General features: G+C 66.3%; 18 protein-coding genes. All 18 read right to left on the bottom strand.

All coding sequences use genetic code 11. From position 1 onward, the window contains the following. Positions 1-86: 86 nt before the first annotated feature. Positions 87-557 (bottom strand): DUF2269 domain-containing protein, encoded by a 471-nt coding sequence (locus tag ER13_RS11855; protein ID WP_035309501.1) that lies wholly within the window; start codon positions 555-557, stop codon positions 87-89. Continuing rightward, a complete protein-coding gene (locus tag ER13_RS11850; protein ID WP_035309499.1) occupies positions 554-1,855 on the bottom strand; it encodes an SDR family oxidoreductase in 1,302 nt (433 codons plus the stop codon). Before ER13_RS11850 ends, ER13_RS11855 begins: the two co-directional genes overlap by 4 nt. Then, positions 1,852-2,307, bottom strand: coding sequence for a thiol-disulfide oxidoreductase DCC family protein (locus ER13_RS11845; protein ID WP_035309497.1), 456 nt, complete (start codon positions 2,305-2,307; stop codon positions 1,852-1,854). The genes ER13_RS11850 and ER13_RS11845 overlap by 4 nt, the downstream gene beginning before the upstream one ends. 18 nt (positions 2,308-2,325) lie before the next feature. Beyond that, complete coding sequence (gene ssb, locus ER13_RS11840) at positions 2,326-2,829, bottom strand: single-stranded DNA-binding protein (RefSeq protein ID WP_035309495.1); 504 nt, start codon at positions 2,827-2,829, stop codon at positions 2,326-2,328. Positions 2,830-3,012: 183 nt separating this feature from the next. Continuing rightward, on the bottom strand, positions 3,013-3,438 hold the full coding sequence (locus ER13_RS11835) for a hypothetical protein (protein ID WP_035309493.1): 426 nt from the start codon (positions 3,436-3,438) through the stop codon (positions 3,013-3,015). Next, positions 3,438-4,118, bottom strand: coding sequence for a hypothetical protein (locus ER13_RS11830; protein WP_008262702.1), 681 nt, complete (start codon positions 4,116-4,118; stop codon positions 3,438-3,440). Before ER13_RS11830 ends, ER13_RS11835 begins: the two co-directional genes overlap by 1 nt. 79 nt (positions 4,119-4,197) lie before the next feature. Continuing rightward, positions 4,198-6,903 (bottom strand): regulatory protein FlaEY, encoded by a 2,706-nt coding sequence (locus ER13_RS11825; protein ID WP_035309491.1) that lies wholly within the window; start codon positions 6,901-6,903, stop codon positions 4,198-4,200. A 62-nt stretch (positions 6,904-6,965) separates the two neighbouring features. Continuing rightward, a complete protein-coding gene (locus ER13_RS11820; RefSeq protein WP_008263660.1) occupies positions 6,966-7,883 on the bottom strand; it encodes a flagellin in 918 nt (305 codons plus the stop codon). A 134-nt stretch (positions 7,884-8,017) separates the two neighbouring features. Continuing rightward, positions 8,018-8,314, bottom strand: coding sequence for a hypothetical protein (locus ER13_RS11815; protein ID WP_035309490.1), 297 nt, complete (start codon positions 8,312-8,314; stop codon positions 8,018-8,020). An 87-nt stretch (positions 8,315-8,401) separates the two neighbouring features. Continuing rightward, positions 8,402-9,199 carry a flagellin gene (locus ER13_RS11810; protein WP_035309488.1) on the bottom strand — a complete coding sequence of 266 codons (798 nt, stop codon included), beginning with the start codon at positions 9,197-9,199 and terminating at the stop codon, positions 8,402-8,404. Positions 9,200-9,312: 113 nt separating this feature from the next. Beyond that, complete coding sequence (locus ER13_RS11805) at positions 9,313-10,125, bottom strand: flagellin (RefSeq protein ID WP_035309485.1); 813 nt, start codon at positions 10,123-10,125, stop codon at positions 9,313-9,315. Positions 10,126-10,238: 113 nt separating this feature from the next. Continuing rightward, the gene (locus ER13_RS11800) at positions 10,239-10,982 is read right to left on the bottom strand and encodes a flagellin (RefSeq protein WP_008264382.1); all 744 of its coding nucleotides are present in this window, start codon (positions 10,980-10,982) and stop codon (positions 10,239-10,241) included. A gap of 277 nt (positions 10,983-11,259) precedes the next feature. After that, on the bottom strand, positions 11,260-12,072 hold the full coding sequence (locus ER13_RS11795) for a flagellin (RefSeq protein ID WP_035309483.1): 813 nt from the start codon (positions 12,070-12,072) through the stop codon (positions 11,260-11,262). Between the two features lie 222 nt (positions 12,073-12,294). Next, positions 12,295-12,459: a hypothetical protein gene (locus tag ER13_RS17740; protein ID WP_008259209.1), complete on the bottom strand. Its 165-nt coding sequence runs from the start codon at positions 12,457-12,459 to the stop codon at positions 12,295-12,297. Further along, positions 12,449-12,928 (bottom strand): hypothetical protein, encoded by a 480-nt coding sequence (locus ER13_RS11790; protein WP_035309481.1) that lies wholly within the window; start codon positions 12,926-12,928, stop codon positions 12,449-12,451. The genes ER13_RS17740 and ER13_RS11790 overlap by 11 nt, the downstream gene beginning before the upstream one ends. Next, positions 12,925-13,308 carry a M15 family metallopeptidase gene (locus ER13_RS11785; protein ID WP_035309479.1) on the bottom strand — a complete coding sequence of 128 codons (384 nt, stop codon included), beginning with the start codon at positions 13,306-13,308 and terminating at the stop codon, positions 12,925-12,927. Before ER13_RS11785 ends, ER13_RS11790 begins: the two co-directional genes overlap by 4 nt. Next, a complete protein-coding gene (locus ER13_RS11780) occupies positions 13,305-13,592 on the bottom strand; it encodes a hypothetical protein (RefSeq protein ID WP_008258731.1) in 288 nt (95 codons plus the stop codon). The genes ER13_RS11785 and ER13_RS11780 overlap by 4 nt, the downstream gene beginning before the upstream one ends. Beyond that, entirely contained in the window at positions 13,589-13,744 is a 156-nt protein-coding gene (locus tag ER13_RS18470; protein ID WP_154726910.1) for a hypothetical protein, read from the bottom strand. Before ER13_RS18470 ends, ER13_RS11780 begins: the two co-directional genes overlap by 4 nt. Positions 13,745-13,809: the final 65 nt, after the last annotated feature.

Genomic DNA, 13,809 nt, shown 5'->3' with positions numbered 1-13,809 from the left:
GGGCGGGGGTGGCGGCGGTCATGACCCGTCTATCGCACGGCGCAGGCCTCGCGTCGGCTCACTTTGAATGAGCTTAGGTTTCCGGCTTAAAATTCAGGCTTGGCGACCATCAGCCAGTAGATGGCCAGGACGCCCGCAAACGCCGGCCAGCCCAGGCCGAACCACCAGCGAAACAGACGATGATAGGCGGTCGGCAACGCCGCCCCCTGCCCTGCCGCCTGCTCGGCCAGCTTCATCATCCGGTACTGGATCCAGACGACCGGCAGCCAGCAGACGCCGACGAAGACATAAAGCCCATAGGCCGCCAGCAGCCAGGGACTGGTCAGGGACCAGCCCTGCAGATGGATCAGGCCCAGGCCGCTGATCGGCTGGACCACCACGGCGCTGGTGGTGAAGACGAAATCGGCCAGGACCACGATGCGGCCGACCTCGGCCACCGTCTTTGCGTCCTTGGTTGCGTGGGCGCGCAGCATGAAGAAGGCGATGCCCGCCCCTGTGCCGAACAGGACGGCGCCGGACAGGATGTGGATGATTTTCAACGCGAAATAGAGACTCATCGGCGGGCGTCCGTTGCGGCCACGAACAGGCACAGCGCCATCATCGGCAGGACCTTCAGCCACGGCCCCAGCGGATCGATCCAGTAGTGCGGCAGGCTGAGCGTGCCCGCGATCAGATAGCCGATGGTCGCCAGACACATGAAGATCGCCACCCGCGCCGTCCAGGGCCGCACGAACAGGGCAAGCCCAAGAACCACGTCCAGCAAGGCGCCCCACCCGGCGACCGGCCCGGCCCAGCGGCCGTAGCCGCCCTCGTGCAGAATGGCGACGGCGCCGTTCCAGCCCGGCCCGAAGCTGATCAGGCCCGTGATCAGCCAGAACAGGCCCAGGGTCAGGATGGAGATCGGGCGGACGAACCACAGCCGCGCGTGCCAGACGTCCTGGACCGAAGCCGGGGTCTCGGCCAGGAAACGCGTAAAGCCGCGCGAAGACACGCCCAAACGCTCGGCCCAGCCGCTGTCGTGGCCGGAGACGTCGTAGTCCATCTGTTTGATCGCGGTCGTGCGGATCGGCGAGGACCAACCCAGCCGACCCAGCACGTCGCCGACGGCCAGGGCCGGCGCAGCCAAGGCGCGGGGCACAGGCAGGACCGGCGCAGGCTTCAAACCGAGCCAGCCTCGATAAAGGCGCACCGTCTCGACCATGGTCACCGCCTCCGGCCCCGGCATGTCCAGCGACTGACGCGACGGGGCGCCCGCTTTCAAGGCCGCGACGATGGCGGCGCACAGATCGCCCAGCGGGATCGGACGGAAGGTCTGATCGCCCCCCACGACGGGGCTGAACAGAGGAAAGGCCGCCAGTGCGCGGATCAGACCCGTGCCGCCGAAGGCCGCCCGGTCCACCACCAGCGACGGCCGCAGGATCAGCCAGTCGAGCGAGCTGTCAGCGACCAGCCGTTCGGTCTGCGCCTTGGTGCGGGCGTAGTCGGTGCCCGCCGCTTCATCGGCGCCGACGGCGGAGATATGCACCAGACGCCGGACGCCCGCCGCCTCGCAGGCCGCGATCAGGGCGCGGGGACCGTCGACGTGCGCGGCGCGTGTGCTGTCGCCGCCGCCGTCCTGCAAGACGCCGACGCAGTTCACCACGGCCGAAACTCCGTCCAGAAGGGGCGCCCAGGCCTGGGCCGTCGTCAGTTTTGAAAAGTCGGCCGCGACCCAGTCGAAGCTCGGGGCGCGTCGGGACGGCTCGGCGACGCGCCGCGCCCCGGCCCGCACGCGCCAGCCCTCTGCGGACAGGGCGGCCGCTACGTGCGAGCCGATGAAGCCGTTGGCGCCCAGCACCAGCACGCGACCGCTCATCCCAGCACTCTATCCTTCAGATCGACGCCCGCTGGAGGAAGGGCGCACCAGGTCGAACCGGGAAACCGGCGACGGCGACGCGCCACGAAGTCATACAGGCGGTCGCGAATGAACCGTGGCGCGATCCGACCGATGATCGCCCACCGATAGGGTGCAGGCAGCTGGGCGGCGATGGCCAGGACGGCGTCGGAGCGTTCGCGCGCCACGCCATCCTGCATCAGCAGCATGGTGGCGGGGTCGTCGGGGCTGACGCCGTAATGCGTCAACAGCGCCTGCCCCAACGGCGACTGCGTCGGGGCCAGCCGGAACAGCCCGACCCGGTCGGCCTTCAGGATCTTGCGCGCCGAGCCGGAGCACAGGGCGCAGTCGCCGTCGAACAGGACCAGGGGTCGGTCGTCCGGGAAGGCCGGGACGGCGGGATCCTCACGATAGCTGTAAGGCCCCCGCCCCATGGTTGGTTCGGATCGACCTTAGAACGGAATGTCGTCGTTCAGGTCGTAGCTTTCCTTCGGGCCGCTCGGCTTGTTGGCGCCGCCGGTGGAGAAGCCCGAGGAGTAGTCGTCGTCACCGCGACCACCACCCTCCCCGCCGCCGTAACCGCCGCCTTGCGAGCCGCCTTCCGAACGGCCGCCCAGCATGGTCAGTTCACCCTTGAAGCGGCTGACCACGATCTCGGTCGAATATTTCTCGACGCCCTGCTGATCGGTCCATTTGCGAGTCTGGAGCGCGCCCTCGATATAGACGGTCGAGCCCTTCTTCACATAGTTCTCGACCACCTTGACGATGTTGTCGTTGAAGATGACGACCCGGTGCCACTCGGTCTTTTCCTTGCGCTCGCCCGAGGACTTGTCGCGCCAGGTTTCCGAGGTGGCGATCGACAGGTTGGCGATGCGGTCGCCGTTCGGCATCGACCGGATTTCGGGATCGCGGCCCAGATTGCCGACCAGAATGACCTTGTTGACGCTGCCCGCCATGGAAACTTCCTTCTCGTAGGGAGCGGCGAGTCCCTCGCCCACTCCGTAATTCAGCCGGATGTCTTAGAGCCGCCGCCGATCACCGCCAGCCGCATTCGACATCAGACCCGCCAAACCGGTGGATTAACGAAATGTTCCACCTTTGTTCACGTCACGCAAGTCTCTTCTACGACAGCCCGGGCCCTACTTGGTCTCGGGCTGCGGCGCGGCGATCGCGATCGGGCGCCCCGTCTCGTCGCGCTGGATGGCGCCGGGAATGGCCAGACGGCCGTCGCCGGTGCGGGCCATGGCGAAGAAACGGCTGCCCGTCAGGGTCTTGCCGAACTTCACGCCCTCGCGGTCCACGAAGATGAAGCGGCCCTGATAGGCCCCCGCGACCTCCTGATTCGAGCCGCCCATGCGCAGGAAGCGCAGACGCATTTCTTCCAGCTGGCCGGCGCACAGTTCGATCTGGGCGACGTTCTCGCCCATCTTCTGCAGGCGCGGCGGCTGACCGTCCGGGGTGGCGACGAAATAGCAGACGCCGGGCTCGAACTCGAACTTCGGCTGGTTGCTGCACGCCGCCAGGACGGCGGCGGCGGCGATGATGGAAAGGGCGAGCACGCGCATCAGTTCAGACCCGGGAATTGGCAGTTGCGGTCCTGCTCCGCCAGAGTGCGGAAACGGCTGTTGTCGCCCGACTGTTCCACCCGGCGCGGGACGAGGCGAAGGGTCGTGTCGCCCCAGCGGCCGTACTGGGCGTCGCCCGGACGCACGCAGGTGCCGGCGTACAGGGCCTGGACGCAGGCGTTCAGGCTCATGCCGCTGGACAGGACGCGCCAGTCCGAACCGGAGTGACGCAGGCACTGGGCGCCGGCGGACGGCGCGGGCGCCGGATTGCTGGGCGCGGCGGCGCCCGGAGCCGGGCTCGGCAGGGGATCGGCCTGGGCCATCTCGACCGGCGGCAGTTCCGGCGGCGGGGCGAAGGCGGCGGTGGGGGCGGCCGCCAGGGCGCCCGTCTCGTCGATGCCGACATCCAGGGCGTCGGTCGCCAGGCCGTTGCGTTGGGCGCAGACGGCCAGTGTCGCCATGCCCACGAACTGGCCGTCCACGAAGCAGCGCAACTCGCGTGTCGGCTCCAGCGTCGGGGCGTCGGCCAGGTCGACGGTCAGACCGCCCCTCGCGGCCGGCGGGGCTTCCGGCGTCTTGTCGCCGCCGCCGGTGAAGATGAGCGCCAGCACCACGGCGGCGATGATCACCAGACCGGCGCCGATGGCGATGATGACGCGATTGTCGTTCGGAAGGGCCATGAGGGGCTTTCGCAACTGAAGCGCCCAATAACCCGGAACGCACGCCGGGCGTCAACCGCCTAGGCGCGCATGACGCCGATCAGACCGACAGGCGGCTCAGCGCGGCCTGGAAGTTGGCGAGTTGGGTCTGGTAGTAGGCGGTCGATGAACCTTTTCCGGTCTGGGTGTTGGTGATCGTCCCGGTCGAGGGCGCCAGCGACTTGTAGGCGGACCGGACGGCCGTCATCGCCTGGGCGATGCCCTCGTTCGCCGCCTTGATCGAGGCCGGATCGTTCAGGTTCAACAGGGTCGACAGATTCAGACCGAAGGTCTTTGGCGCATCCTTGTCCGGCTTGACGGGGCTGACGAAGCCGGGGGTCAGACCCAGGGCCGCCAGGGCGTCCTTGCCGACGGCGCCCGACGAAATGATAGCCCCTTCCCGGTTCGCCGCCGTGGATATCTGCAGCCGCTGGGTGACGGGTACGGCCTTCAGGTCCGTCACCACCTTGGCGTCCAGCTGGCGGCCCGAGGCGTTCACGATCTTCTTGGCCAGGGTCTCCAGCGTGTCCTTGGCCTCGATTGTCACGGTGACGGCCCGCCCGCCGCCTGCCGGCGAAATGCTGAACTGATCCCCGACCCGCGCGGCGGTGCCGACGGTCAGCAGCTTGGAGTCCGCCTGCATGATCTCGCCCTGCGGCAGCCCCAGCCGGTCCAGCACGCTGGAACCGCCTGCGGCGAAGCTCAGACTGGTCGGCTTGGCCTGGTCGTCAGCGGCGCGCCAGGTCTTGTTCTGCTCCACCGCGCCTGTCGCCAGGTCGATACGCGCCAGATAGCCCTGGGTCGGACTGTCCTTGGTCGCGCCCTCGGCCCGGTTCGTGCCGGTGATCCAGACCTTGCCGTTCTTGATTTCGACATCGGCGGCGGTGTCGTCGCCCGCCCCGCCGAAATAGGTCAGCCGGTCGCTGCCCGAAGCCTGAAGATCGGCCGACAGGGTGGCGACGAACACGTCCTTGCCGCCGGCGTGGGCGTTGGTCACCGTGCCGATGTCCAGCGCGGCGTTATTGGTATGGCCGGTCACGACGACCTTGCCGTTTTCCACCGATACGCCCGCGATTTCACCGCTGGCGTAGCCTAGGTCGCGGGTCGAGGCCAAGGTCGGCACACCCCCTGCATCGAGGGTGAAGCGCCGCACGATGGCCTTCCCGTTCTCGACCCCGGCCGTATAGAGGTCTGAACCGGACACGGTCATCGCCTGGACGGAATCGTCGCCGGCGCTGCCGAACTGCAAGGTGGAGGCGTTCACCCCGGTGATCGGCCCGGTCACGGTCAGGGGCTTTTCCTGGAAGGTCTGCAGATAGGAATCCCATCCGCCCAGGGCCACAGTCCCCGACATGGCCGATTTGGACCGTCCCGCCACATACACCACGCCGTCCGCGCCGAAACTGACCTCCGTCGCCTCGTCGGCGGCCTTGGCGCCTCGGCGCTGGGTCCACAGTTCCTTGCCGGAGTCATCGAAAAGCGTGACGAAACTATCGGCGGTCGTGGGGCTGTCGCCGCTCTTGCCCGGCACCAGCGCCCCTGTGACCGAACCGGCCAGGGCCACGCGTCCATCGTCGTCGATGGCGATGGAGAAGCCGTTCGCGCTGGACGCCGCCCCCAACAGCTTGGTCTGCATCAGATTGCCGGCGGAATCATACTTCATCAGGGCGACGTCGCGCGTGCCCTTGATCGGCTGGGCTGCGTCGCCGGCCTTCAGATCGGCCACGACCCAGACCGAACCGTCCGGAGCCACGGCGCTGGCTCGCACCGCCTCGACGCCCTCGGGCATCTCGGTATGCCCGACCCGGCCCTCGACCCAGAAGGGATCGTTTACGCCCTGCTGCGCGGCGGGCGCAGCGCCGCCGTCGGCCTGGAACTTCAATATCTGTCCCGCGCCGGCCTTGCCGACGCCCTGGGTCACATAGACGGCGTCGGACGTATCGACCGCCGCAAAACTGACCTTCTCGCCCGCGCCGCTCGTGACCTTCAGAGCCCATTGGTCCGGCCCGGCCGGCAGGGTGATGGTCTTGTCGCCGGACTTGATCGTCTTGGGCTCCGCGGGGATGTATTGCGTCCCGACCCGCGTCGCGACGCCGGCCGCCTCCAGCTTGCCGTTCATATAGTTGACGACATTGACCATCGACCGTTCGGTGGAGCCCATCTCGGACAGGTCCATGGCGACGGTCTGGCTTCCGGTCTCGGTCTTGGCCGTCATCGAGAACTTGACGTCGCCTTCGAACGCGGCGACCGGGCTTGTGGCGACGCCCTGGTGAAGCGGTGCGGTCGTGAAGGTCGTCGGCGCCCGCTCCAGCGCATAGCTGGTCTTGACCTTGGTCTGCGACACGCCCTGCACCAGGCGGACGTCCTCGAAGTCGGCGGTCTTGAGATAGGCCGACATCTCGGCCAATCCCTCGCTGAAGCGCTTCGACACCTGTGCGGCTTCCGCAGCCGTCAATCCCTTGACGCTCGCCCGATCCGCCAGGGCGCTGAGGCTGTTCAGTCCCTGATAAAGGGCGAACATCTTGCGATAGTCGCTGGACGCGCCCGACAGGTCCAGTTCGACCGAACCTTCGTTTATGATGTTTCGTCCCGCCAGGGCCGCCCGCACCAGCTCGCTGGCCTTGGGCGCAGTCGCCGACGCGGTCGAAGCCCAGGGCGCCGTGGGCTGGGTCTTCTTTGGCTTGGCTGCAGGCGTGTTTGAGCCGATCAGCGACCCGGTGTCCGTCGTGATCCCGTAGAGACCCAGCAGATAGCTGTTGTTGATCATCTCACATGGCTCCGGCGATTACAGTGCGGCCGAGCCCGATAACGAAGTCTTAAGCCGCGACGTCAGTTCTTGAACAGCGACAGGATCATCTGCGGCGCCTGGTTGGCGATCGACAGGGCCTGGACGCCGAGCTGTTGCTGCACCTGCAGGGCCTGGAGACGGGCGCTTTCCTTGGCCAGGTCGGCGTCGACCAGATTGCCGATGCCGGCTTCCAGCGAGTCCGAAAGCTTGCCGACATAGGTGGTGTGGCGTTCGATCTGCTTGGCCTGCGCCCCCAGTTCGGACAGTCGTGAACTGGCCACGGTGATGGCGTCGTCGATCCGCTGCAGCGCGAACTTGGCTTTTTCCTGGGTGAGCAGATCAGGGGCGGCGTTCAGCAGGGTCTCGTCTTCTGGCGTGCCGGCATTGTCGGTCCAGGCGTCGATCGCCGCAGTCGCCTTGTTCGAGTCATACGAGTTGGCCGCCAGGCCCAGGCCGACAAGCGTCAGATTCTGACGCTTCATCGCAATGGTTTCATTGCCGTCCGCACTCGCCAGGAACGTCATGTCGGTCGTGGCGGCGCCGTCGAGAATATTGGCCCCGTCGAAAATCGCGTTGTCGGCGAAGGACTGCACCGACTTCAACAGCGCCTGGAATTCCTGGTCATAGGAGGCGCGCGTCGCGGCGCTCTGGCTAGGATCGGCTGCAGCGGTCGCCTTCTGCTTCATTTCCAGCAGAATGTCCGAGATCTGTTCGCCCGCGGCCAGGGAGACATCGGCGATCGAGGTCGCCCGGTTCAGGCTGGTCGTGACGGCTTCCAGAGACCCCTTGTCCGCGCGCTGTCCCTGGGCGACAGCCCAGACGGCGGCGTTATCCTTGGCGCCCTGGACCTTCAGGCCCGTATTCACCCGGCTCTGCGTCGACGCCAGCTGGTCGCTGGTGCGGTTCAGATTCTGCAGGGCGATCATCGCCGAGGTATTGGTGTGGATGCTGGTGGTCATGGCTTCAAGCCCCGGACGTTCTGTTCCCTGCAGGATTAACCATGAGTCGTGAGCGTATGGTTAACGGCGGAGAAAGCATGTTTGCGCCGCCCGGCGAGCCGGCGACGTTGGGTCCGCTTGACTGAAAGACCTCGCTAGATGGAGGTCTTCAGCAGATTTCCGCCCTTGTAGTCCGGGTCCTTGGCCAGATCCTGAACCACCTCTCGCGGCAGTTTCAGCACCACCTGGCCCGTAACCGGGTCGCTGATCGTATAGATGTAGCGGCCGTTCTCAGCCGTCTCGATGGTCAGGCGGTAGTTGCTGGACTCGCCCTTTTCCTCGACTGCGGACTTTGGCGACTGCGGCTTGGTTGGAGGCGAATAGGCTGCGAGGTCGGTGTTTTCGGAAGCAAAAATCTTTACCGGCGGTACGCTCGCGACATTGTCTACCATGGCTCCTCGCGCGGATGGACCGCGCCCTTCTAGGTTTGAACGAGAGCGAAGGGTCGGGACGGCGAGCGCCGTCCCGACCGATCATTCTTAGCGGAAGAGGCTCAGCAGCGTCTGGCTGGCCGAGTTGGCGATCGACAGCGCCTGCACGCCCAGCTGTTGCTTGGTTTGCAGGGCGGTCAGCTTGGCGCTTTCCTTGGCCAGGTCGGCGTCCACCAGGTTGCCCACGCCGGCTTCAAGAGCGTCCTGAAGCTTGTTGACGAAGGTGATGCTGCGTCCCAGCGACTTCGACTTGGTGCCGAAATCGGACAGGACGCTGGTGAAGGCGGTGATGGCCGAGTCGACCGTGGCCACGATAGTGGCCGCGTCGCCGGCCACGGCCGCCGTCGTGGTCGCCACGGCGGTGTCCGCCCCCGCGATGGCCTTCAGCGTGTAGGAGGTCGAAGGACCCGTCTGCACGGTGATGGCGGCTGCGTTCGCCTTGTACAGATTGACGCCGTCGAAGGTGGCGCCCGCCAGCGCGCTGGCGATTTCCGTGCCGATGGCGTTGTATTCCGCCAGATACGAAGTCTGGGCGGCGCCGGTGGATCCGGCGATGCTGACCGCCAGGCCCTTCTGTTCTTCCAGCGCGCTCGTGATCGTATCGCCAGCGGCCAGGGCCACGTCGACGATGGATTGACCACGCTGGATCGAGCTGCGGACCGCGTCCTGGGACGCGGCGGCGGCGCGTTGCGACGTGGCGATCGAGAAGATCGCCCCGCTGTCCTTGGCCGAAGAGACCTTCATGCCGGTGTTGATGCGGTTTTGCGTCCGCTCCAGCTCCGAGCTGGTCTTGTTCAGGTTCTGCAGCGCGATGGCTGCGCCGTAGTTCGTATTGATGCTCGCCATTTTGGCGTTCCTTCTTCACTTCGTGATGGCCGTCGTCATTTTGGCGACGGGAGCGTTTTGCTCGGGGTTCAAGACCTATGGCCCGGCCGTCGAGACGACCGGGCCTCCGGGCCTTAGCGGAAGAGGCTCAGCAGCGTCTGGCTGGCCGAGTTGGCGATCGACAGCGCCTGCACGCCCAGCTGTTGCTTGGTTTGCAGGGCGGTCAGCTTGGCGCTTTCCTTGGCCAGGTCAGCGTCAACCAGGTTGCCCACGCCGGCTTCAATCGAGTCCTGAAGCTTGTTGGTGAAGCTGATGCTGCGCCCCAGCGACTTGGACTGGGTGCCCATGGTCGAAAGGGCGCTGGTGACAGCCGTAACGACCAGATCGACGTTGGCGGTCGTGAAGTCGGCGACAGCCGGCGTCGCCGCCGTAAACTTGGCCAGGTCGGTATTGGCGCTGAGAGCGGCGGCCGTACCCAGAACCTTGGTGTCGGTCGCGCCCGTGCCGGTGCGGACCGTGGTGGTCGCGCCGGAGGCGGTGGTCAGCAGGTTGACGCCGTCGAAGCTCGCGCCGTCCAGAGCGGACTTGATTTCCACACCCAGAGCCTTGAACTCATCCTCGTAAGACGTCTTTGCCGCGCCGGTGGATCCGGCGATGCTGACCGCGAGGCCTTTCATCTCTTCCAGAGCGGAAGTGATGGTGTCGCCGGCGGCCAGGGCCACATCGACGATCGATTGACCGCGCTGCATCGAACTGCGGACCGCATCCTGAGCGGAGGCGTTGGCCCGCTGTCCGGTGGCGATCGAGAAGATCGCTCCACTGTCCTTGGCCGAAGAGACCTTCATGCCGGTGTTGATGCGGTTTTGCGTCCGCTCCAGCTCCGAGCTGGTCTTGTTCAGGTTTTGCAGCGCGATGGCTGCGCCGTAGTTCGTATTGATGCTCGCCATTTTGGCGTTCCTTCTTCACTTCGTGATGGCCATCGCCGTTTTGGCGACGGGAGCGTTTTGCTCGGGGTTCAAGACCTATGGCCCGGCGGTCGAGACGACCGGGCCTCCGGGCCTTAGCGGAAGAGGCTCAGCAGCGTCTGACTGGCCGAGTTGGCGATCGACAGCGCCTGCACGCCCAGCTGTTGCTTGGTTTGCAGGGCGGTCAGCTTGGCGCTTTCCTTGGCCAGGTCAGCGTCAACCAGGTTGCCCACGCCGGCTTCAAGCGCGTCCTGATACTTGTTCACGAAGGTGATCTGGCGCCCCAGCGACTTGGACTGGGTGCCCAGCGTCGATAGAGCGCCGGTGACGGTGGAGATGGCGGTATCGATCTTGGCGGTTGTGGCGTCTGCGCGAGCCTTGCTACCGCCGCTGACGTCAGTCACGCCGGCGACGCCCAGAGGCGTCGTCAGGCTGTTGACGCCGTCGAACGAGGCGCCGGAGATCGCAGAGGTGATTTCCAGGCTCAGAGCGTTGTATTCCGCCAGATAAGAGGTCTCGGCGCTGGAACCGGCCGTCGAGGCCTGGATGCTGACCGCCAGACCCTTCATCTCTTCCAACGCGGTCGTGATCGTGTCGCCGGCGGCCAGCGCCACGTCGGTGATCGACTGGGAGCGTTGCAGACCCGAGCGGACCGCATCCTGGGACGCAGCAGTGGCGCGCTGAGCCGTGGCGATCGAGAAGATCGCGCCGCTGTCCTTGGCCGAAGAGACCTTCATGCCGGTGTTGATGCGGTTTTGCGTCCGCTCCAGCTCCGAGTTGGTCTTGTTCAGGTTTTGCAGCGCGATAGACGCGCCGTAGTTCGTATTGATGCTCGCCATTTTGGCGTTCCTTTCACTTCGTGAGATCCGACGCCATTTTGGCGAAGGGAGCTTTTTGCTCGGTGGGTAAGAAGCAATTGCCGGGCCAGAGGCGACGGCGAAATATCATCGTAACCTATTGAAAAGTCGCGTTTACTATTGATTTACCCTCCCTGGATGCCCGGCAATATTTGCCCACTACAGCCCGCGCTCCGGCAAATCTTGCCGAGCTGAGCCTAAAGAGGTGGAGCGGACGGCGACCGACCGCGCCCTGAAGGAGACGCGCCTGAAGGCCGCCCTAGTTCCGGAAGAGGCTCAGCAGCGTCTGGCTGGCCGAGTTGGCGATCGACAGCGCCTGCACGCCCAGCTGTTGCTTGGTTTGCAGGGCGGTCAGCTTGGCGCTTTCCTTGGCCAGGTCAGCGTCAACCAGGTTGCCGATGCCGTTCTCGGTAGCGTCCTGCAGCTTGTTGACGAAGGTGACCTGACGGCCGACCGACTTGGACTGGGTGCCCAGCGTCGACAGGGCGCCGGTGATTTTGGTGATGGCCGCATCGACGACCGCCGTCGTCGCGGCTGCTGCGGTGATGGTCTGGCTGGTGATGGTGGTGATGTCGGTGTCCGCCGCCATGCCGCCGGCGACCGTGAAGCCGATGGCGGTGGTGCCGCCGCTGACGTCCTTGATCAGGTTCGTCGCGGTCGCGCCGGTCCACAGATTGACGCCGTCGAAGGTCGCGCCGGCCAGGGACGAGGTGATTTCAGCGCCCAGCGCACGGAATTCGGTCAAGTAGGAGGTCTGGGCTGCGCCGGTGGAGGCGGCCAGGCTGACAGCCAGCCCCTTCATCTCTTCCAGGGCGGCGGTCACGGTGTCGCCCGCGGCCAGGGCCACGTCGACGATGGATTGGCCGCGTTGCAGAGACGCCCGCACGGATTCCATGGCGCCCATGTTGGCGCGCTGGCCGGTCGCGATGGAGTAGATCGCGCCGCTGTCCTTGGCGGAGGAGACCTTCATGCCGGTGTTGACGCGATTTTGCGTCATTTCCAGCTGAGCGTTGGTCTTGTTCAGGTTCTGGAGCGCAATTGCTGCGCCGTAATTCGTATTGATGCTCGCCATTTTGGCTGCCCTCTTCACTTCTGTGCATGTACGACGCCGTTTTGGCCTCGGGAGCATTTTGCTCCGCCCTCCTAAGAGCAAAGGCGGGGCCAGGCTGGCACGGCGAGAAAACCGAGATGAACTGCTGATTTTGTTGAATTTTTCAAAGTCAGCCGCACGCTGGCCCGGCATTTTCCGTCGCATGGCGGCAGAAGTTGCCGAGTCGTTTTTGCCGCTTTGCGGTCAGGGTCGCTCTTTCGCCGCCTCCGAGATCCGGGCGTCCTGCATGGCCCGCTCCGCCAGCAGGGTCTCGACCGCCAACCGCCTCGCCCCGTCGCAGGCCAGGATCTGGGCGCCGCGCTGCACATAGGCGGCGTCCAGGTCTGCGGCTGTGGGTTCAGCCGGCAAAACCGCCAGGGCGCACGGCCGCGTCGCCGCCTCGGGCAGGCTGAGCCGCACCGGCGCAACCGTCGAGGTCGGTAGCGAGCCCGCACAGCTCGCGGTCATGAGCGCGCAGACGGTCGGCGCGGCGGCTTTCCAGAGGGATTTCGGCGTCATCGGCGTTCCTGGCCTGTGCGACGGCGGTCGCGGTCGCGCGCGCCGCCGCCGTCTGCTGCTGTTGAAAATCATCGAGACGACGCAACTGTGCGTCCGCCCCCTCGCTCTCAAGACGACGCGCCGCCGCCTGGGCCCGGGCGTCACGTTCCCCGGACGCGGCCCGCGCCTCGGCCGCCGCCAACCGGCGCTGCTGCAGGCCCAGCGGGTCCCAGCGGAAACCGAGACCACCCAGAAGCGCCGCCGCCAACCCCGCCACGACACCCGCGACGGCGAGCCAGCCGAGCGGCGTCAGCGCCTTCAGGATGGACACGACCCTCATGGGAAGCTCCTTCGGTCCAGTTCGAAATGCGGGCCGTCGCGCAGGCTCTTCCAGTCGCCGCCCCAGACGATGGGGGTCTTCAGCTCCACAGCCGCCGCCTTGAAGGCCGAGGCGATGCGTCCATACAGCGGCCAGTCCCAACGGACCTGTCCGTCGACCAGGGCCGCCACATCGACGGCGTGGCCGCTCAGATGGCGAGACCTCAAGGTCCGGCTGGCTCCGGCCTGGACCAGAGCCGCCTGCCGTTCAGGCGATCGCAGCCCCTCCGTGATCATGAAATCAACGGGGCTGCGTGCGACCGCCGCCTCGACCACAGCCACCAGGGCGGGATGCACCCCCTTCAATCGCGCCCTTGAGCGAACGGACAACGGGCCGCTCATGGCCGGCCTCCCGTCAACCGCACCCGCGCATTGGCGATGAGCGCCACCAGTTGCTCAGCCGTGGGCGCAACCAGATACAGAACCAGGATCAAGGCCAGCAGCCCCATCAGCCCATCGGTCATCTTGGGCAGCATCTCGGCCGGCATCCGCGCCACCGTCCGCATCAACAGCAGCCACAGGCCGACGCTGACGGCGAAGGCGTACAGCCTGCGCCACAGCCAGCGTCCCTCGGCCAGGGTTCCGTTCTGGGGCCGGATCGGATCCGGCGTCGTCGATCTCGTCATTCCTCATCCTCCTTGTCGAAGATTTCGGTCGCGCACCGGCCGTCAAAGCCGGTCTGGGCGCGCCAGGCCGTGTCATTCAGTCTGTCGGGTGCGTCCCAGACCTCGGGCTCCAGCACCTCCACAGGCTCGGGTCGATTCAGCCGCCGGCTCATCCGACGGCCGTGAGTCGAACCACGCCTCCCCCGCCTGCGCCGCCGGCGCCCGACAGGGTCAGGCC

It is taken from the genome of Brevundimonas sp. EAKA (assembly GCF_000698025.1).
Taxonomy (GTDB): domain Bacteria; phylum Pseudomonadota; class Alphaproteobacteria; order Caulobacterales; family Caulobacteraceae; genus Brevundimonas; species Brevundimonas mediterranea_A.
This window is presented reverse-complemented; position numbering and strand designations above follow the sequence as displayed.

Excerpts from the sequence above, each read along its gene's own strand:
- ER13_RS11855 (WP_035309501.1), bottom strand. The coding sequence starts at position 557 with ATGAGTCTCTATTTCGCGTTGAAAATCATCCACATCCTGTCCGGCGCC.
- ER13_RS11850 (WP_035309499.1), bottom strand. The coding sequence starts at position 1,855 with ATGAGCGGTCGCGTGCTGGTGCTGGGCGCCAACGGCTTCATCGGCTCG.
- ER13_RS11845 (WP_035309497.1), bottom strand. The coding sequence starts at position 2,307 with ATGGGGCGGGGGCCTTACAGCTATCGTGAGGATCCCGCCGTCCCGGCC.
- ssb (WP_035309495.1), bottom strand. The coding sequence starts at position 2,829 with ATGGCGGGCAGCGTCAACAAGGTCATTCTGGTCGGCAATCTGGGCCGC.
- ER13_RS11835 (WP_035309493.1), bottom strand. The coding sequence starts at position 3,438 with ATGCGCGTGCTCGCCCTTTCCATCATCGCCGCCGCCGCCGTCCTGGCG.
- ER13_RS11830 (WP_008262702.1), bottom strand. The coding sequence starts at position 4,118 with ATGGCCCTTCCGAACGACAATCGCGTCATCATCGCCATCGGCGCCGGT.
- ER13_RS11825 (WP_035309491.1), bottom strand. The coding sequence starts at position 6,903 with ATGATCAACAACAGCTATCTGCTGGGTCTCTACGGGATCACGACGGAC.
- ER13_RS11820 (WP_008263660.1), bottom strand. The coding sequence starts at position 7,883 with ATGACCACCAGCATCCACACCAATACCTCGGCGATGATCGCCCTGCAG.
- ER13_RS11815 (WP_035309490.1), bottom strand. The coding sequence starts at position 8,314 with ATGGTAGACAATGTCGCGAGCGTACCGCCGGTAAAGATTTTTGCTTCC.
- ER13_RS11810 (WP_035309488.1), bottom strand. The coding sequence starts at position 9,199 with ATGGCGAGCATCAATACGAACTACGGCGCAGCCATCGCGCTGCAGAAC.
- ER13_RS11805 (WP_035309485.1), bottom strand. The coding sequence starts at position 10,125 with ATGGCGAGCATCAATACGAACTACGGCGCAGCCATCGCGCTGCAAAAC.
- ER13_RS11800 (WP_008264382.1), bottom strand. The coding sequence starts at position 10,982 with ATGGCGAGCATCAATACGAACTACGGCGCGTCTATCGCGCTGCAAAAC.
- ER13_RS11795 (WP_035309483.1), bottom strand. The coding sequence starts at position 12,072 with ATGGCGAGCATCAATACGAATTACGGCGCAGCAATTGCGCTCCAGAAC.
- ER13_RS11790 (WP_035309481.1), bottom strand. The coding sequence starts at position 12,928 with ATGAGGGTCGTGTCCATCCTGAAGGCGCTGACGCCGCTCGGCTGGCTC.
- ER13_RS11785 (WP_035309479.1), bottom strand. The coding sequence starts at position 13,308 with ATGAGCGGCCCGTTGTCCGTTCGCTCAAGGGCGCGATTGAAGGGGGTG.
- ER13_RS11780 (WP_008258731.1), bottom strand. The coding sequence starts at position 13,592 with ATGACGAGATCGACGACGCCGGATCCGATCCGGCCCCAGAACGGAACC.
- ER13_RS18470 (WP_154726910.1), bottom strand. The coding sequence starts at position 13,744 with ATGAGCCGGCGGCTGAATCGACCCGAGCCTGTGGAGGTGCTGGAGCCC.